The organism is Shewanella halifaxensis HAW-EB4, from assembly GCF_000019185.1.
GTDB lineage: Bacteria > Pseudomonadota > Gammaproteobacteria > Enterobacterales > Shewanellaceae > Shewanella > Shewanella halifaxensis.
Window position 1 is genome coordinate 934,556 of record NC_010334.1, and the last position, 18,362, is coordinate 952,917.

14 protein-coding genes and 1 riboswitch are annotated in these 18,362 nt (G+C 46.9%); of the genes, 6 read left to right on the top strand and 8 right to left on the bottom strand.

Features of this window, described 5'->3' with window-relative positions:
• Positions 1–32: 32 nt before the first annotated feature.
• Both dksA and sfsA read right to left on the bottom strand, forming a co-directional pair.
• The gene (gene dksA, locus SHAL_RS03865) at positions 33–476 is read right to left on the bottom strand and encodes an RNA polymerase-binding protein DksA (RefSeq protein WP_012275883.1); all 444 of its coding nucleotides are present in this window, start codon (positions 474–476) and stop codon (positions 33–35) included.
• A gap of 158 nt (positions 477–634) precedes the next feature.
• Positions 635–1,339, bottom strand: a complete 705-nt coding sequence (gene sfsA, locus SHAL_RS03870; protein ID WP_012275884.1) for a DNA/RNA nuclease SfsA — start codon at positions 1,337–1,339, stop codon at positions 635–637.
• 272 nt (positions 1,340–1,611) lie between these two features.
• Here sfsA and pepB point away from each other — a divergent pair, with 272 nt between their 5' ends.
• Positions 1,612–2,889: an aminopeptidase PepB gene (gene pepB, locus SHAL_RS03875; protein ID WP_012275885.1), complete on the top strand. Its 1,278-nt coding sequence runs from the start codon at positions 1,612–1,614 to the stop codon at positions 2,887–2,889.
• Positions 2,890–3,058: 169 nt separating this feature from the next.
• Positions 3,059–4,054, top strand: a complete 996-nt coding sequence (locus tag SHAL_RS03880) for a winged helix-turn-helix domain-containing protein (protein WP_012275886.1) — start codon at positions 3,059–3,061, stop codon at positions 4,052–4,054.
• A gap of 277 nt (positions 4,055–4,331) precedes the next feature.
• Here SHAL_RS03880 and SHAL_RS03885 read toward each other — a convergent pair whose 3' ends face one another.
• Together SHAL_RS03885 and thpR are read right to left on the bottom strand one after the other, a co-directional pair.
• Positions 4,332–4,643, bottom strand: a complete 312-nt coding sequence (locus tag SHAL_RS03885) for a hypothetical protein (protein WP_012275887.1) — start codon at positions 4,641–4,643, stop codon at positions 4,332–4,334.
• A gap of 66 nt (positions 4,644–4,709) precedes the next feature.
• Entirely contained in the window at positions 4,710–5,243 is a 534-nt protein-coding gene (gene thpR / locus SHAL_RS03890; protein ID WP_012275888.1) for an RNA 2',3'-cyclic phosphodiesterase, read from the bottom strand.
• Between the two features lie 150 nt (positions 5,244–5,393).
• On the opposite strand from thpR, the gene hrpB reads away from it, so the two are divergent.
• The 3 genes from hrpB to SHAL_RS03905 are packed head-to-tail and all read left to right on the top strand — an operon-like array spanning position 5,394 to position 10,809.
• On the top strand, positions 5,394–7,931 hold the full coding sequence (hrpB, locus tag SHAL_RS03895; protein WP_012275889.1) for an ATP-dependent helicase HrpB: 2,538 nt from the start codon (positions 5,394–5,396) through the stop codon (positions 7,929–7,931).
• Between the two features lie 24 nt (positions 7,932–7,955).
• Positions 7,956–10,316: a penicillin-binding protein 1B gene (gene mrcB / locus SHAL_RS03900; RefSeq protein ID WP_012275890.1), complete on the top strand. Its 2,361-nt coding sequence runs from the start codon at positions 7,956–7,958 to the stop codon at positions 10,314–10,316.
• On the top strand, positions 10,309–10,809 hold the full coding sequence (locus SHAL_RS03905) for a hypothetical protein (RefSeq protein ID WP_012275891.1): 501 nt from the start codon (positions 10,309–10,311) through the stop codon (positions 10,807–10,809). Before mrcB ends, SHAL_RS03905 begins: the two co-directional genes overlap by 8 nt.
• Before the next feature lie 110 nt (positions 10,810–10,919).
• Here the strand turns inward: SHAL_RS03905 and SHAL_RS03910 are convergent, their stop codons facing one another.
• The 4 genes from SHAL_RS03910 to SHAL_RS03925 form a co-directional block, all read right to left on the bottom strand.
• The gene (locus SHAL_RS03910; RefSeq protein ID WP_041415835.1) at positions 10,920–12,092 is read right to left on the bottom strand and encodes a sugar transporter; all 1,173 of its coding nucleotides are present in this window, start codon (positions 12,090–12,092) and stop codon (positions 10,920–10,922) included.
• A gap of 523 nt (positions 12,093–12,615) precedes the next feature.
• Positions 12,616–13,041 carry a GNAT family N-acetyltransferase gene (locus tag SHAL_RS03915; RefSeq protein ID WP_041415836.1) on the bottom strand — a complete coding sequence of 142 codons (426 nt, stop codon included), beginning with the start codon at positions 13,039–13,041 and terminating at the stop codon, positions 12,616–12,618.
• Between the two features lie 270 nt (positions 13,042–13,311).
• Entirely contained in the window at positions 13,312–14,064 is a 753-nt protein-coding gene (locus tag SHAL_RS03920; protein WP_012275894.1) for a hypothetical protein, read from the bottom strand.
• 580 nt (positions 14,065–14,644) lie between these two features.
• The gene (locus SHAL_RS03925) at positions 14,645–16,834 is read right to left on the bottom strand and encodes a TonB-dependent receptor family protein (protein WP_012275895.1); all 2,190 of its coding nucleotides are present in this window, start codon (positions 16,832–16,834) and stop codon (positions 14,645–14,647) included.
• 246 nt (positions 16,835–17,080) lie between these two features.
• On the opposite strand from SHAL_RS03925, the gene SHAL_RS03930 reads away from it, so the two are divergent.
• Positions 17,081–17,785 carry a DUF3581 domain-containing protein gene (locus SHAL_RS03930; protein ID WP_012275896.1) on the top strand — a complete coding sequence of 235 codons (705 nt, stop codon included), beginning with the start codon at positions 17,081–17,083 and terminating at the stop codon, positions 17,783–17,785.
• A gap of 372 nt (positions 17,786–18,157) precedes the next feature.
• Positions 18,158–18,291, top strand: a riboswitch (glycine riboswitch).
• Positions 18,292–18,362: the final 71 nt, after the last annotated feature.

Sequence of the window (18,362 nt, forward strand, 5' to 3'; positions counted from 1 at the left end):
GCGGAGCCTAAGCTCCGCACTTTAGGCAGAAATTAACCTGCCATTTGCTTTTCTTTGATCTCAGCAAGCGTTTTACAGTCAATACACTGATCGGCTGTTGGACGTGCTTCTAATCGACGAATACCGATTTCGATACCACAAGATTCGCAGAAGCCAAAATCGTCTTCTTCGATATGTTGCATTGTCTTTTCGATCTTCTTAATTAGCTTACGTTCTCTATCACGAGCGCGTAACTCTAAGCTGAACTCTTCTTCCTGAGCTGCACGGTCGACAGGATCTGGGAAATTAGCAGCTTCGTCTTGCATGTGATTAAGGGTACGATCAACTTCTTCGCGCAATTGGTTACGCCATGCTTCAAGAATCTTCTTAAAGTGACCCAATTGAGCCTCGTTCATGTACTCCTCACCTGGTTTTTCCTGGTAAGGATCTACACCTGCGATAGCGAGCACGCCAAGTTTTCTAGTGCCTTGAGGCATAACGCATCTCCTGTTAATCATTTGCGTTGTAGGGCGTCTTTAATAACGGCCGCTATCTATACCAGAAAGCTTTATACTAGGCAAATAATTTGTGTTAATCGGGGTCTATTCTTTGACTATGTCCGCTATTAAGAACAATTTCAACCCTATCTTTTGATTTAAAGCCTAACTGGGCAGGATTTAACCAAGCGTGCCTCTATAGGCGATGAGTCGGCTTTATAGGCGATAATCTCTACACCTTTTGCATGAGCCTCGCTAAGGAGTGCTGCATAACTTGGATCAATATGTGCGGCAGCTTGCACACAATTTATGCCCGAATGCTGAACAACAAATAGCAGGACTGCACGTTGTCCTTGCTCGACCATTTCCATCAGTTCCCTTAGATGTTTTTGTCCACGAGTGGTTACCGCATCGGGGAAGTATCCCAGCCCCTGTTCTAATAAGGTACAACTTTTGACTTCTATATAGCAGTTAGCTTTATCAGCGTCTTCGAGCAGAATGTCGATACGGCTATTTTCGCTGCCATATTTTACTTCTCGGCGCAGTGAGCCATAGCCTTGCAGTTCGGTGATGATGCCGTTGTTAATGGCTTCTTCTGCTAGCGCATTGGCACGGCCGGTATTGATCCCTATGATGTGGCCCTCTGGCGTCTGGGCTAGCTCCCAGGTACGGCTATATTTGCGCTTAGGATTATCAGACACCGAGAACCAGACTTTCTCACCAACAAATAAGCAGTTTCTCATCGAGCCTGTATTAGGGCAGTGAATCGTCACCTCTTCACCATTATCTAGCGTGATATCAGTTAAAAAGCGCTTATAGCGTTGCAGCAGCACACCACTTTCGAAAGCGGAACTAAATTCCATAAAGTCATCTTTATTTGATTTGTTTTGCGGTAGGTTAACAGAGTTTCAGCTTCAGTTGGCGGCGAATTGCTGTGGTTTTGTGCAGCAAAACCTAGCGGCTTTTATCTGTCTTTATATAGTGCCACTTGTTATCAGTGCTTGTTATCTCTCTAGTCTTTAGAAATCGGTAAGGATCCAGTAGACTGCTTGCACTAAAAATAGGCTAATTGACGATAACTCAAGCAACATAGCTGCAGTTATCGGAACATAGATTGATATAATAAGGACCTAGAATGACAGATTTAATGAAAGTCACCCTGACTCACGAAGCCGCTGCCGCCCATTGGGGGAAAGCCGATGTGACTTTTCAAGGGGATGTCGCTTCTATTCATTTAATAGAGGGAGACGTCCTGCTGCATGTACAGCAGGCGGCGCGTAAGTTAGAGCTTCAAGGGGTGACTAAGGTTGCCCTTACTGGTGAGTTATGGAGCTTAGATCTGCAATGGGCATTTGCCCAAGGGTTTGCCACCGCACTGACCACTCCTGTTATTCACTGGACGGGTGATGACGCTACTCAGGCCTTGCTAACCAGCCGCCTGGAAAGTGCCACTTTTGCGCGCCATCTCATTAATGAAACTCCTGAAAACTTATCGCCAGTGGCACTAGCGACTCAAGCGGCAAAGTGGCTAAGCGCTATCGGTGGTGACAAGGTTAGCTACCGGATTATTGAAGGCGAAGCGCTATTAGAGAAAAAGTGGATTGGTATTCATGCGGTTGGGCGTGGCAGTGAGCGTCCACCGGCATTGCTAGAGCTAGATTTTAATCCGTTAGGCTCTGATGCCGCAGTCTCCGTTGCCCTTGTTGGTAAAGGGATCACCTTTGACTCAGGCGGTTATAGCATTAAAGGCTCAGAAGGTATGCTGGGCATGAAGTGCGACATGGGTGGCGCTGCAACCGTGACGGCGGCGCTAGGTCTTGCGATGAAGTCTGGTCTCAATAAACGTGTAAAGCTGTTTTTATGCTGCGCAGAAAACTTGATTAGTGGCCACGCTTACAAGCTCGGAGATATTCTTAAATATAAAAATGGTGTCACTGTAGAAGTGGTTAACACCGATGCCGAAGGTCGTCTAGTGTTAGCCGATGGTTTACAAGCGGCATCTGAAACCGGGGCACCGTTGATCATCGACGCCGCGACACTTACAGGCGCCGCGGTTATGGCGGTAGGCACTAACTATAATGCGATTTTCTCACCAAAGGCTGAAGTGCTAGCATTGGCACAGCAAAAAGCATTGGCTGTGGGGGAACGTGTATGGCCACTGCCGCTAGACCCTTGGCATAAAGATAATTGCCCAAGTGCATACGCTGATACCGCAAATAGTCGTCCCATGAAAGGCGGCGGAGCGGGCGGTGCATCAAATGCTGCTGGTTTCTTATGGCGCTTCGTTGCACCAGAAGCCAACTGGTTGCATATCGATTTAGCTTCGGCGTTTTCAGATACGGGGGATGCCTTATGGTCAGCGGGTGCGACGACCCACGGCGTATTAACCATTGCAGGCCTATTAGAAGACTAATCGCTACGGCATGAGTCACTGTAAACCCTGCATTTTGTAGGGTTTTTATTTACAGACGCCATCGATGGACGCTCGAGTAGCCCGAGCAAACAGCCTTTGCTAAAACCTCATTATTGTTGCACTATTGTTACTTTATTATTGGTTACCACTAGCAAAGGCTCCTCTGCATATGAAGCTCACTTTTAGTGAATTCTCTATCGACAGTGAAACTTTTGAATTGCATGTCGGCAATCAAAGCGTTGCTATCGATGAACGAAATGTCACTCTGTTGCTTATCTTGGCGCAGTCCTACCCTGAACACTGCAGTAAACAAGACTGTTTAAGCCAGATCTGGCAAGAGACTGTCGTTTCGGATATGTCTTTATCTAAGCTTGTGTCCGATACTCGAAAACTCTTTAATCAAGCAGGCTATCAAGGCCCGCTTATTCAAACGGTTCATGGCCGCGGTTATCGCTTAGAGCATGTGCTGGGTAAGCAACTTGTGGCGCCGGTTCCGTTAGAACTGCAAAACCAAGCGCAAGAATCTGATGCCGCTCAAGGAACAGTTGAGCCTGAAAAGAGCGCCCAGTCAGCTGAGCCTCCTTTGCAGCAAAAAACGCAAACCTCCAATCAATCTGCCTGGTGGGAAAACCTTGCTAAAGCGCTGATCGCGTTATTGTTGGTGATCGGTCTGATATTTCAGTTTTGGCATGCGAGTAGTCCAAGTCATCAGCATGTTAGCGGTTCAAGTCACGAGCATGTTGACGGTTTAAATCATGATAAAGCCCCCGCAAGGCAGTTGGCTTACAGCGAGCTAAATGGGGCGACTGGCCGAATACTGTGGGTCGATGATCACCCGGAAAATAACTTGGTAGAAAAAGCCTTTTTTGAGCAAAAGGGGATTGGAGTTTATAGCACGGTGACCTCAGAAGAAGCTTTGATGCTGTTATCTATGTATCACTATCAAGCGGTGATCTCGGACATGGGACGTCACGGCGACTCGTTAGCGGGGCTCAAGTTATTGCAATCCATTAGGGCGAGTGGCAACAAGACTCCATTTTATCTATACACCTATGTCGAGTCGGCGGGGGTTGTAGATGCGATCGATGAAAGTGGCGGACAGGCCGTGGTGCTCGATTCTGAATCGCTCTATAAGTTGGTATTGAGCCACGTTGAACAGAAATAAATGGCTAAACGATTCAAATTCAAAACTTTTCAAACAATTTCAAATTTTCTCAGTAGGTAATTGAGAGAAGCTATGATACCTATAGATTTAACAGGTTGTTAACTTGCTGTTTAGTGATGCAGCAAGGGGACAGGGCTCTTATTACTGACTAGTTAAGTTAAAAGATCTTAATTAAGAGTGCTCTGTTGTTACAAAGGTTCTTCGATTAGCCACCTAGAGAGAGGTGGCCTTTTTTTGTCTGTTTTTCGCCTGTTTTTAGCCGAACAAACTCTGGAAGTTAATCGCTAAAGCCGTCTTGAATAAACAGATGCTTAGTCTGATTAAAGTTGCTCTCAATGCAATTAACAAAATCGATGGCGTATTGAGCGTTGTCTAATCTGAACTTGGCGATTTTGGCAATTTCATACTCATTCATCACGATATTCATCGCTTCTTGAGTCCACTCCGCTTCACCAGTGCCAATTTTCACTTCTGGTGGATCGTAGTGAGTCACCATCCAGTTTTGTAGCGCTTCGGCATCTATCTCACCTAGCTTCCAAGAAGTCAGTAAGGCAAGTAGTTGTGCTTTAGTTATTTCGGTCGTTTCCATGGTTATCTCAAATAGCTAGAACTTAATGCTACATAGGGTAGCTCAGATTGAATCGATGACAAAGGCTTAAGCGAGTTGCCAACAGTGAAGTGTTGGATATTCGACCCCATTAAGGCCGGAATATGACTCAAACAGCTGCAGTTGCGACGGGGCTAGGATTAAGGGCGGGTAGTCGACTCCTCTTACTTCTGCCTTAGTCTTGCGTGCAAGCGTGATATGGGGGTTATAGTGATACTCGCTGCAATGTAAGCCAAGTTCTGCTGCAATGCACTGCGCATCCTGTGCGAATTGGCGTAAGCCTGGATCGGTCGCATCACCTCTAAGACAGAGAATTTTTGGCTTTTCCCAATGACTTAAGCTATCGAGCATAACGCTAAACTTAGGTCGACTCATCTTATCGACACTATCGATAATGGCATTTATTTGAGCTGGGGTGGCGGCACCTAAAAAGGCGAGTGTCATATGCAGGTTAGCACTAGGTACTAAGCGGACGCTATTGGGAAGTTGGCCCTGAATCGCGATGATGCTCTGGGTTTGAAGACTATCGAGAGAGAAACCTAAGAAGACACGCTTAGTTTGGCTCTTTGTATTGTTAGGCATCCAAGGTTTCCTGAATTTTTAATGCTGCGATAATACTAGCAGTTTAGTCTATAGCCCCTTTTAGAGTACACTAGTGGGCAATCAGAACCAGTCCATTCGTGTTGCTCTTCGTTGACGCTACCAAGTTTATTTAGGTTTATCACTGAGTACATGAATTTGAACATAACGGTAACAGACCCTCTCGTGACCTCATTACCTATACATGCACTGCTACAACCACTGCGTGACGCTTTTAAGTGTCAGCAGCAGGTGATCCTCGAAGCGCCAACGGGTGCCGGAAAGTCGACCGCTCTGCCGCTTGATATGCTCGATTGGTCAGAGATAAGCGGTAAGATTTTGATGCTAGAGCCTAGGCGAGTCGCTGCGCGTAATGTAGCGCAGTTTATTGCCAAACAGCGGGGCTGCGAATTAGGCAAAGAGGTGGGCTATCGAGTCAAAGGTGACTCGCGGGTCAGTGCCAATACGCGTTTAGAGATAGTTACCGAGGGTATTCTTACCCGTATGATCCAGCAAGATCCTGAATTATCGGGGATCGAGATGGTGATTTTCGATGAGATCCATGAGCGGCACCTCACAACAGATCTCGGCTTGGCGCTGGCGCTAGAGATCCAGGCGAGCTTTCGCGAAGACCTAAAGATCCTCGCCATGTCTGCGACCCTGTCTGGCTTACCTCTGTCTGAGTTAATGCCAGAAGCCACGTTATTAAAGAGTGAAGGCCGCAGCTTTGCTGTTGAGCATAGTTATAGCAGCGTCCCCAACCAGGGGCACTGGCTCGAACATATGGCCAAGGTGATCATCAATAGTCTTGATCAACACTCACAGGGGTCTTTGTTGGCTTTTTTACCTGGTCAGGGCGAGATCAACCGTTTACACACCATGTTGAGCGCACGTTTAGACTCAAAGACGTCTATTATCTGCCCGCTCTATGGCAGTCTGAGCGCTAAGGCACAAGACTTGGCGATAGCTCCCGCGCCAAGTGGCATGCGAAAAGTGGTACTCGCTACTAACGTCGCCGAGTCGAGTCTGACTATTGAGGGGATTACTCAGGTTATCGATTCTGGTTATAAGCGTCAGGCACGTTTTAACCCTAAAACGGGTGTCACTCGTTTATCGTTAAAAAGAATTAGCCAAGCATCGGCAGCGCAGCGTGCGGGTCGAGCAGGTCGTCTTATGGCGGGTTTCTGTACTCGATTATGGAGCCAAGAGGAGCATGGGCGGTTATTAAAGGCCGACGAGCCTGAGATTGTGCATAGTGATCTACTGTCAATGGTACTCGATGCAGCCTATTGGGGAGTTAAATCCTTGAGCGAGCTACCTATGCTTACCGAGCCATCGGCGGTAAATGAAAATGTAAGTTGGCACTTACTTCATACTATGGGGATGGTTAACGATTCACGGCTGATCACTCGCCACGGCCGCGCTGCGCACCAGCTCGGGTGTAACCCGAGACTGGCGCACATGTTATTGCTTGCTAAGCAGCAAGCCAAGCAACAACAAGATATTCATTTAGCCGTACTGGCCTGTATTTTAGCGGCGACCCTTGAGTCGCGTAGTCGTAGCCGGCAAGGTGCGGATATTAGCCGTTACCTAAATGAAGCCATTCAAGGCGAGACACGCCAGCAGATCCGAAATTGGGTTAGCACGCTAAATCTGGCCGCATTAGGCAATATCGAACTTAGCGATGCGGTGCGCCATGCCAGCAATGATAATATCGCCATGTTACTGGCTTTTGCATTTCCTGACCGAATCGCCAAGGCCCGTGGGGTAAGCGGCTATCAATTGGCCAATGGCAGTGGTGTCGAACTGGCCAATGACGATGCACTAGCGGGAGCGAGTTGGTTAGTGGTTGCTGACCTTCAAGAAACAGAAGGCCGCAGTCAGGGCAAGGTGTATCTTGCTGCATCGCTGAATGAGCAATTATTTGATGCACAGTTAGCCGGATTGGTTGATAGCATAGAGTATTGCGGCTGGGACGATGTTAAAGGCCGTTTTTACGCTGAAAAACAGCGTAAAGTTGGCCAGATCTTATTAACCAAAGAGGCGATAAAAGTCGTCGATAAACGTTTAATCAAGGGCGCTATATTAGAGCAGATAAGCTTAAAGGGCTTAGCATTAGTTAATTTCGACAGTAAATGCCAGCGACTGCAAAATCGTGTCGCCTTAGCCAAACAATACTGCCCAGAACATGCGTGGCCAGCTCTCGATAATGACTCACTGCTCAATACCCTTGATACCTGGCTCGCCCCTTACTTGGATGACGTGCGCAGTTTGGCACAATTACAGCAAATAGATTGTTATACTCTGCTGCTTAATTTATTACCTTGGGAGTTGCAGCAGCAACTTGAGGCGTTACTTCCAAGAAGCTGGCCAATGGCGACGGGGACTCAAGTTAGAATCGATTATGATACTAACGGCCGCGCATTGTTGAGCGTAAGACTACAAGAAGCATTGGGCATGGCACAAAGCCCAGTACTTGCACAGGGCAAACTCATCGTGACGATGGAGTTGTTGTCCCCCGCGCATAGGCCGTTAGCGTTAACCGCCGATCTTGCGAGTTTTTGGCAAGGCCCCTATGAGCATGTTAAGAAAGAGATGAAGGGAAGGTATCCGAAGCATTTATGGCCAGATGATCCCGCCAATACCCAACCGACCAAATTTACTAAAAAGAAGACGTTTAGCTCGCAATAAGCTTGAGCACGTCGCGGACCGATAATGACAGATAAAGTTACACCTAAAACAGGCGCTAAAAGAGCGCCAGCGAAGAAGAGAATTGCCGCTAAAAAACCGCGAGCTAAAAAGTCAGCTCCAAAGAAAGCGGGTGTGAGTTGGGGCAAGAAGCTCTGGTCGATCAGCTGGAAACTGGGCTTAGTTTTAGCTGTGGCTATTGCTTCCTATGGGATCTACCTCGACCAAATTATTGCTCGAAAATTTGAGGGGCAAAAGTGGCATCTACCGGCACAGGTGTTTAGCCGCTCGATGGCACTTTATCCTGGTGCTGCGGTGAGCCATGGCCAGTTGATGTCAGAACTTAAGTTGCTTGGCTATCGTAAGGTGGCTAACCCGCGTCAAGTCGGTGAATTTTCAGCATCTAAGACTAAAATCGATCTATGGCGTCGACCATTTTTGCACCCTCAAGGGGATCAAGCCGAGCAGAGGGTGATGATCACCTTCGACAGTAACGGTGTGGTGTCGGTCGCCCGTAGCAGCGATAAGCGCCAGTTAGCCGTGTTCCATCTTGAGCCGGTACTGCTGGACAGAATTATTACCGGTGACGGTGAAGATAGGCTGTTTGTGGCGACCGATAAGATCCCTAAGCCTATCGTTAATGCGCTTATCTTAGTTGAAGACCGCAGTTTCTATGAGCATCACGGCGTTAATCCGTTTGCCATTATTCGTGCCGCTATGGTGAATATCAGCGCGGGACGTACTGTACAAGGTGGCTCGACCCTGACTCAGCAGCTGGCGAAGAACTTCTTCCTATCCAGTGAACGCTCGCTTAGCCGCAAGCTTCGCGAAGCGCTGATGGCGATCATTATCGATTTTCGTTATGAGAAAGATGAGATCTTAGAAGCCTATCTTAATGAAGTGTATATGGGGCAAGATAAAGCCCGTGGCGTGCACGGTATGGGCTTAGCTTCGCAGTTTTATTTTGGTCGCCCAATTGCTGAGCTAACGGTGCCGCAGCAGGCATTTTTGGTGGCGGTCATTAAGGGGCCTTCTTATTACAACCCGTGGCGTTACCCTGAGCGTGCACAGAAGCGACGCGACTTAGTATTGCGTTTGCTGATGGAAGCGGGCGACCTGAATGTAACCCAGTATCAAGCGGCGGTAGAGTCTCCTCTGGGGCTTCGATTAGCCAACAAGTCAGTGCATCAAAAGCTGCCTGCGTTCTTCTCTGTGGTTAAGCATGAACTTGCTAACCGTTATGGCGATGCTCTGTTGCAGGAATCTGGAATAAAGGTCTACACCACACTGGATCCTATGGCGCAAGAGGCCGCTGAAAAAGCGGTTGAACAGACCCTTAAGCAGCTAGGGAAAAACGATAAAAGCCTGCAAGTGGGCATGGTACTGACCGATAAATATTCGGCGGGCATTGCCGCTATGGTGGGCGATAAGGTACCAAGCTATAAAGGCTTTAACCGCGCGGTAGAAATTCGCAGACCTATAGGCTCATTAATCAAGCCATTTGTCTATGCCACGGCCTTGAGTGATGGCAAGCAATACAATTTGATGTCGCCTCTAAAAGATCAACCTATTACGCTGAAAAATGGCCAAGGCAAGACTTGGTCACCACAGAACGTCGATAAAAAGTTCCGTGATCAAGTGCCACTGTTAACGGCCTTTAAAAAATCGATGAACGTGCCGACGGTTAACCTTGGGATGGCGATTGGTGTGAGTAGTGTGGCAACAACGCTAGATAAAGCAGGCTGGAAGGATAAGATCCCTGAATATCCCTCTATGCTACTTGGCGCGGTGAATGGTTCGCCATTAATGGTCGCACAGGTATTCCAAACCATTGCCGATGATGGACGCTATCGCCACTTAAATTCGGTGACGACAGTATTGAATGCCGAAAACCAACCGCTGGCAGCCTCTAGGCCGCAAGCGGTACAGGGTATTCCTGCTGCCAGTAACTACTTGGTTAAATATGCCATGACCCAAGTTGTAGAGTCGGGTACGGCGAGACGTTTGGGCAGTGCATTCCCCTATGTAACTTTAGCGGGTAAGACCGGTACCAGTAACGACTCGCGCGACTCTTGGTTTGCCGGTTTCGATGAGCGAAACGTGGCCGCTATTTGGGTTGGCCGAGATGATAACGGCAAGACGGGGCTATACGGTAGTAGCGGCGCGATGGCGGTGTATCAGGCCTTCTTAAATAACCGTGCGCCATTGAGCTTACGTATGGCGCCTGTCGATGGCGTGGTTCAAGGTTACTTTGAACGCAATACGGGTAAGGCGGAAGAGCCACAATGCGCCAATGTGGTAAAGGTGCCTGCGCTGAGAGAAAGCTATCAGCCAGTGGCTAACTGCGGTGAGCCACTGCCTTGGTGGAAGAAACTGATAGGTGGCTAAGCCCTTTATTGCCGATAATTTCGAGCCACCAAGGTGTTTTGAATCAACATACTTTCACTTCAGAGTATTAGAAGATCAAGTGGCAGCGTTAGACTTTGACGCTGTCATGTCGAGCCAGCAACGACTACAGGGCATTTTTGGCCCAGCATCAGATTGGCCTCGAAGTGATATGACTTTCGCTGAGAATAGCTTGAGCTTGCAAGTTCATCAGCAGGAGTTTTATTTAGGTAAAGCTTTTGCTTACTCAGTGCTTAATAAATCAAAAGACAAATGCTTGGGCTCTATATACATAGATCCAAGCCAGTCTGCTCACTATGATTGCGACGTTCACCTTTGGATTCGAGACGACAGTATCGAGTTAGATGAACTGCTGTATCAAACCGTTATTGATTGGCTGGCAGAGAGTTGGCCTTTCGCTAAAGTGGCATTTCCTGGAAGAGCTATCTCATGGGAACTGTGGCATAAAGAGCTAAACTCGCTGCGAAACTCTTAATAAACAGAAGCTTCGCAGCCAACATTATTTAATGCATTGTGGATTAATGCACAGTGGCTTAATACATTCTGGCTTATAAAATGGCCACAGCGTAAATAGATTAAAGGGTATTAGTGAACCGCCAGTGTTGCTCGGCGTGCTTGCAGTAAAAAGAACAGCGGCACTAAAGCCAGTAGTACCAATAGGGTTGCCCAGGTGCCATTTTGAACGACGCCATATTGCGCCGCAACGATACTGCCAAGCAGGGCGCCGCTACCAATCCCCACGTTAAATAGACCCGAGTAGATAGCCATTGCCACATCGGTGGCATCGGGTGCGAGTTTTAACGCCTTAGATTGCAGCGACAGACACATCAACATCATACCAGTGCCCCATAAAATACACAGTGGCAGCAATAGCCATATTTGGCTCGCGATAAACGGTAATATCGCCATGCAAGTGCCGAGCGATGCTATCGCGATCATCAGCAACTGTTGAGCATTACGCGCCTGATAGCGACTAAATAGCGCACTACCAATTAAGCCTGCCCCACCAAAAGTCAGCAAGATCATGGTGGTGATATTCGCCGAGTAACCAAAATGCTCTTGCAGCAGTGGCTCCAGATAAGTGTAAACACTGTAGTGAGCGGTAACGAGGGTCATGGTTAACAGATACAACCAGAGCAGGGCTTTGTTACGTGCTAATGCGGGCAGGCTGCGCCAACTGCCGCCATGGGTCGCGGGTAAATTAGGAAGACCGCGCCACAGCAGTAACATCATGGCGAATGTGAGCAAGCCGATTAAGGCAAAAATGCTACGCCAACCGATTAATTGGCCTATTACTCGTCCGAGTGGAATGCCCAATACCAGCGCTAGTACGCAGCCAGTAGCGAAGATACTTAAGGCTTTGGCGCCTTGTCCCTCAGGGGCTAACCGTACGACTAAAGCAGGGGCGATCGCCCAAAATAATGCGTGCGTTAAGGCGATACCGATGCGGCCCGATAGTAGAATGTCGTAACTCGGCGCCCAGACGCAGATCCCATGGCTGATGATGAACACCGCCATTATTCCTAACAGCAGCTTTTTACGCTCAAAGCGGGCAAACAATAGCACTGCAGGCAGAGATGCCAGCGCAACTACGGCGGCATACACGGTAAGCATGGGACCCACAGCGACGGCGCTCATATTAAAGCTTTGGCCGAGGGCGGCTAAGATGCCTACCGGGACAAATTCAGTTGAGACAAAAACGAAGGCGGTCAGAGCCAGTAACCATACTGGTGCCCAATTGAGAAGGCGCTGTTTCATCGGGTCTGGTTTCATTGGGTCTAAATCAAAATTGAAAGGGCGGCAAGTCTACGCCCAAACGAGATTTTTGGCGAGAGTGGAGGTGAAGGTGCAGGTTGTGGGATGTGCGATTTGTGAGCAGCGCAGCAGTTTTGTCTTAGTTGTTATGCTTCAGTTTTTTAGGTCCTAAAAGCTAAAAGCCCTAGAGCGCTCGTACACTCGCTGCGAGTACGCTGTGCGGCTAGAGCGGACTTCGTCCTGCTATACGGTCAAGAGCCTGCAGTTGTTTTTGATGTAGGTTTGGCTTTAGCCCATCAGCAATGACTGCATAAATGCCGACCTACATTAAAATAAGATTCTAGGAAAAGCAGGTACTAGAATAAAGAAAGGCAAAAGTGTTACCAATTGGATTGGATAGATATGGTTTTGTTTATCCGGCTTTCTTCGTCTTTGTTTTTATCGGCTCTTATCCGGTCTTTCTCGGCTTAGCCTATATCGTCTTTGCTTTTCCTCGGACCTAGAACCTAGGTCCTTCTTTTAATTTTTAAAACCTCTTCAATAAGAAATAGCGCTCTGGACTTTTTGCTGTGCTTGGCACAGTACCGATAATTTCAAAGCCGAGTTTTTGATAAAAAACCGGTGCCTGAAAGGAGAGGGTATCGAGTTGTGCCATGGTGCAGCCTCGCTGCTTGGCTTCAACTTCGGCTCGCTGCATAAGATCGCGACCAAGTCCTGTGCCTCGGGCGCTTTCATCGACCCACACCACGTTAATCAAGAAGTTGTCATAGATAGTGCACCCCGCGACACCGCCAATCAACTTGCCACTGGCATTATTATCACCATCATGAGCCACAACCGCTAGCGGCTTGGAGGATTCAGGTCCCATATGGGCAAAGTTATGCTGCCGAACGCCATCGACCAAGGCATCAAAGATTGCGGGAGCCTCTTCGTGGAGCACGTCTATGTTCATCTTAACATCCATTTTTATTGTTTTAGTTTGGCTCTGCTTTTTGATGTAGGTTGGGCTTTAGCCCATCAAGAATGACGGCATAAATGCCGACCTACAATTAAAGAAGGCTCTAGGAAAAGCAGGTACTAGGATAAAGAAAGGCAAAAGTGTTACCAATTGAAATAGATAGATATGGTTTTGCTTTCCGGCTTGTGTCGTCTTAGCCTCTATCGACTCTTATCTGGCCTTTCCCGTCTTAGCTTGAACCTTGCTTTTCCTAGAACTTAGAACCTAGAACCAGCTTTGTTCTATCGCGGTTGAAAAAACAGAAGAATAATCAGCTAAAATAGCGCGATGACCCGCAGTAAACATCGCAAATGATGCATCAGTAGGCACTGTTGGTTCGCTGCTAGTGACATTGACGATTAATTCGGGAAATAACACTGTGTTGGCTACATTAATCAAATCTTGCGCTTGAGTTAATGAGTAATCATCATTACTTATTGAAGCTGCTGAAATATTTGATAGCTCAGAATCAGATACACGAATTGTCACAGAAAAATTAGCGAGTGTTGCAATTGACTCTTTGGCATCATTTACCAAATCAGCGGTAGCAAAATCAGAGGGTTCCTGCCATGTGTACTGATAACCATCATTGAACTGGTAAGCTCGGCTATTTTCAAATTCAATATTGGCAGTGGCACCGTCTGCGGGAAGATGAAAAATAACTCGGCTGGCAACCGTGCTTTTGGCGTAATTATTTTTCTGAATAACATCGTTGTAAGCGTATTCAATTCTGACTTCTTGTTGACTTGTTTCAACATTAAGTTCGGTGATGCATTTAACGCTAATCTTATTTGTCGCTGTACATAAACGGGTTATGGTGTCATCAGATAAGCCGAGTTGTAGCGCATCACTTCTGAAGTTTTTATCGACGATCACTTCATCACCATCGTCAGGGTGCAATATATTGTCGATATATTCACAGCCACTGATGTTAAGACATAACAAACTAGTCACGAGGATTTTGACTTTAAAATTCATTAATTACTCTGCCATTGATAAAGCGATTGGTAACTATAATTTAGCACTGTTTTTATTGATAAGAGTAGTGATATTTACTCTGATATAGCATTAGCATATCCTTGTGTAAGCGGCGGTGGTGCAACAGAGAGCATGCTTGAGAACTGAAGTTATATTGTGCCGTTATATGGCATGGTTTTACTCGAAGTCGCTCAGGTTAATTTCCGTATTTTGTTATTGTTTTGGCTTTACTCTATCTTACTAAAATCTAAAAAGCCTAGGGCGCTCGTATACTCGCTGCGAGGACGCTTCGCGGCTAGAGCTGACTGCGTCCAGCTATACCGTCAAGAGCCTGTAACTATTTTTGATGTAGGTTGGGCTTTAGCCCATCACAGATGACCAATTAACTATAACCAATTAACTATGACCTATTAATTGAACTAGATATGGTTTTGCTTTTCTGGCTTGTGTCGTCTTAGCCTCTATCGGCTCTTATCCGGCCTTTCCCGTCTTGGCTTTTTCTCGCACCTAGAACTTAGAACCTTCTTTGCTTCCCACCAAGTGACAAAAGGTGAGCTTAATGCTCACCTTTTTGTTTGGATTAAAATGTATATGTATAGCCTACTGACACGGTCAACGGCTTGCCAACAAAGTTGGAACCATGGACTTTTGAGGTGACATATTTTTCGTCGAATAGGTTTTCAGCGGTGAGGTAAAGCTCCTGCGATTCGCTGATGAAATAACGGGCAGATAAGTCGACAATGGTTTTCGCTTTGATTAGATCCTCTTGCGCAATTTCACCTTGGCCAGCTTTGGTGCGTATATCATCGCTGTAGCGGGCTGCAACAGTAAGCTCCCAGCTGTCGACTTTGACACCAGCTGAAGCAAACAACATATTTTCAGCGATATAGGGAAGTTTATCTCCTTTCGTTACATCACCCCATGGGTCGAAATCAGACTTAAAGCTATTAGCAAACTCGGCATCTGTGTAGGTATAGGCAAGCTTCACTGGAAAGCTGATATCGTTTTGAGTGTTAAAGCTATAATCTAGGCTAAACTCCAATCCCTTAACATCGACTTCGCCACCATTGTATTGGTTACCAATATTGTCATCATCACAACCGATAGATGCCGTACATTCACCATGCATATTGCTGTAATCACTGTAGAAGAAGATCGCCTCTGAACTAAGCTCGCCAGCGTTATAGCGGGCGCCGGCCTCATAGTTCCAACTCTGCTCCTCTTTTTTATCGGAATTACCGGGAGAAGCAGGCGCAAACCCCTTCTGAACGCCAGCTAGCACTAAGAACTCGCTGTTTATCTGGTAGGTTGCCGAGAGTGAAGGTAAGGTTGCCGAGAAACTATTGTCGATATCTTTGCTTGGCTGACCGTCACGTCCTGGGTTCTCTTTACCCCAGTCGGTACGATTGGTCTTAACATCTTCGTAGCGAACTCCTGCAGTAATGTTGAAATCCCCTAGCTGGATCTTGTCCTGAACGTAAAGCGCCAAGGCTTTTGCGCTATCTACGCGGTTAGAGTCACTGCCGGGGATACCACTCTCGGTTAATGTCATCACCTGATTCGAGTCTAGATTATAATGGTCGGCCCACTGGAATCTATCCATCTCATCTTCATGATAGCGAGCGCCAAAGGCCAGATCATGGCTATCGAGATACCAGTTAAGTTCAGTCTGGATCCCCTGTGAAATATAGCTACGGTTATTCGCCTTAACGCGTACATCCATTGGCGCCGTTGATGGATTTTTATCAAATGCAGAGGCCGCTTCGATGCCACCTTTATTGAGTTTAAGCCCGTCGACTTGATCGGCTTTATACCAGTTGCGGGCAAAATCGTTGTAATAGGCTGTGGTTCCTAGGGTAAGGTTGTTGCTAAAGTCGATAATATGGTTGATCTGCAACTGCTTATGTTCGGTGTTCATCACATCTTTTTGCGAGGCCGAGTAACGAGCATAGGGTGTCGTTTCGAAATCGCTATCTGTTAATCCCATGTAAGTTTCATTTGAAACCTCATCTGAATATTTCAGCTTAAACTCTAGCACCTGCGCATATTTGGCATCGTCTGCGGAGCGAATGCTCACTTTTGCCAGTGCATCATTCTTCTCAAAGCCGGTGTCGCCACCGACTCCGTTGATATGTTTAAAGCCATCGGCTTGATAGCGATAGAAGTCTACTACCGCACCGACTCGTTCTCCCTGACCACCGGCATAGGCATGGAGCTTTCCGAAGCCATCTTGGCCTGCAGCAACATCGAGTTTGCCTGCTAGCTCCTCCTCTGGGATCTGACGAGAGAGCATATTGATCACGCCCCCTGTGGTTCTTGGTCCATATTTAACGGTCGAGCTACCTTTTAGAATTTCGATTGATTGCATTCTGCCAGGCGTTGGAAAGTAATAGGCGGCGGGGGAGGCATAGGGGGCTGGCGCCGCTAAGACACCATCTTCCATAATGCTAATTTTTTCAGAGCGGTTTTGTCCTGTGCCACGCATACCAATATTCGGTCTTAACCCGTAGCCATCCTCTTCCTGAATATACACGCCTGGGATACTCGCGAGTGTGCGCATGATATCTGTGTATTTGAAGGTATCTAGCTCGGCTTGATTGATCTTATATGCACTACCAGGAACGGTATTGAGTGGGTTTTGCTTACCAAAGATACTTATCTGCTCCATGGTCGCCTGAGAGTCTGACTCCTGTGCCATTATTTGAGGCGAAAGCGCAGTGAGCAGTGCAGTTGAAAGTAAACTTAAAGATAGCGTTTTACGGTGTGACATAGAAACTCCCAATTGGGTATAGGCTTCGAATAATTTCTCGGAATCTTAATGCTATTCATTCTCATTTTCAACAAGATCTTAGCCTTCGATGCTTGAAATTAACTTAATGGTGTAAATCTTTACATTTGTTAACGCTCAACTATGTCAAAGACCACGATGGGGGAGTAAGTCATCGGGTGAGTCAAAATCAAATCTTGGTATACACTGTCGAGTCATTTTTATGGCTAATTAGATGTTTGAGTGAATATGTTTTTAAGTTCTTATTTTCAAAAAGAAAATCAATCTGTATCCATCACTCCTCAGCAGGCGAGTGATTTTGCCAAAATCGTTGCGCAAGATTTCAACCCGATCCACGATGTAGCCGCTAAGCGTTTTTGTGTGCCAGGAGATCTGCTTTTTGCCTTAGTATTGAATGAATATGGCTTAAGCCAGAAAATGACCTTTAACTTTGCCGGTATGGTGGGTGATGGTGTCAAACTGCAGTTTCCAGATGCGGTAAAAGAAGACTTTGATATTCGAGATGACAAAGATAAGTGCTATCTCAAAGTACATAGCAGTGGTGATGTACGTCATTGCGAGACCCAGATAGAGTCTTTTATTCGTAAATATGTGGCGTTCTCTGGGCTGAACTTCATGCACATTCTGGTGCCGATGATGAAACAACATCAGATGATGATTAATCCAGCTCGCCCTTTGGTGATCTACGAGAGCATGTCGTTTGACTTAACCACGCTCGATTTTACCGAGGTGAGCCTGAAACTGGTTAAGCAAGAGCTTGAGATCGAAGGCAAGCGCGGTGATGTGACCCTAACCTTTGAGCTACTCAGCGGTGATGCCGTCGTGGGCACTGGTGTCAAAACGCTAGTGATGAGCGGACTGCGTCCATATGAAGATGAGCCTGCGCAGCAGATGTTTGATGCCTATGAGGGGCGCAGAATCGCATTCTCTTAAACACTGTCACTACAGTTAATTCTAGTTAAAGCCACTTAACGCAATTTTGCTTAAGTGGCTTTTTAGTTTTAAGTGCCAGATTTTGAGATTTGGATTTTAGAACGAAATTGCACCAACTTGAGTTAAAAGCGTGCAAATAAATGGCTAGTGTTAAAAATGTGACTAAGCTCACTTGCTGCAAGCGCGCCGAGGGCGCATTCTATCTGTCCCTATCGCTTGCTGACCCTAATGGTGAGACAAGGATTGGGATCCGTTCGGATGAAGGTAGCAGGAGAGTGGGGAGTAACCCCACACCGACGAGGCAACTTTGTTATTGCTAACGCGTTAACAAAGCACTCTTTCAGGTGCCACATGGTGGTGAGGACTGTTACTGGACGAGCCTCTGGAGAGACTGTGAGCAGATAAGTGTTCGTAAGCTTAATTGTCACACAGCGCCGAAGGCGAAAGTGCAAACTCTATCATTGAGTTTACGCGAAACGCTCAGGCAAAAGGACAGAGGAGAGGATGACTGTGTTAGTTATTATTAACTACATAAAGTCACTGTCGTTTGTCGCTGCGCCTTTTTCTGCCTAAATCA

Excerpts from the sequence above, each read along its gene's own strand:
- dksA (WP_012275883.1), bottom strand. The coding sequence starts at position 476 with ATGCCTCAAGGCACTAGAAAACTTGGCGTGCTCGCTATCGCAGGTGTA.
- sfsA (WP_012275884.1), bottom strand. The coding sequence starts at position 1,339 with ATGGAATTTAGTTCCGCTTTCGAAAGTGGTGTGCTGCTGCAACGCTAT.
- pepB (WP_012275885.1), top strand. The coding sequence starts at position 1,612 with ATGACAGATTTAATGAAAGTCACCCTGACTCACGAAGCCGCTGCCGCC.
- SHAL_RS03880 (WP_012275886.1), top strand. The coding sequence starts at position 3,059 with ATGAAGCTCACTTTTAGTGAATTCTCTATCGACAGTGAAACTTTTGAA.
- SHAL_RS03885 (WP_012275887.1), bottom strand. The coding sequence starts at position 4,643 with ATGGAAACGACCGAAATAACTAAAGCACAACTACTTGCCTTACTGACT.
- thpR (WP_012275888.1), bottom strand. The coding sequence starts at position 5,243 with ATGCCTAACAATACAAAGAGCCAAACTAAGCGTGTCTTCTTAGGTTTC.
- hrpB (WP_012275889.1), top strand. The coding sequence starts at position 5,394 with ATGAATTTGAACATAACGGTAACAGACCCTCTCGTGACCTCATTACCT.
- mrcB (WP_012275890.1), top strand. The coding sequence starts at position 7,956 with ATGACAGATAAAGTTACACCTAAAACAGGCGCTAAAAGAGCGCCAGCG.
- SHAL_RS03910 (WP_041415835.1), bottom strand. The coding sequence starts at position 12,092 with ATGAAACAGCGCCTTCTCAATTGGGCACCAGTATGGTTACTGGCTCTG.
- SHAL_RS03915 (WP_041415836.1), bottom strand. The coding sequence starts at position 13,041 with ATGAACATAGACGTGCTCCACGAAGAGGCTCCCGCAATCTTTGATGCC.
- SHAL_RS03920 (WP_012275894.1), bottom strand. The coding sequence starts at position 14,064 with ATGAATTTTAAAGTCAAAATCCTCGTGACTAGTTTGTTATGTCTTAAC.
- SHAL_RS03925 (WP_012275895.1), bottom strand. The coding sequence starts at position 16,834 with ATGTCACACCGTAAAACGCTATCTTTAAGTTTACTTTCAACTGCACTG.
- SHAL_RS03930 (WP_012275896.1), top strand. The coding sequence starts at position 17,081 with ATGTTTTTAAGTTCTTATTTTCAAAAAGAAAATCAATCTGTATCCATC.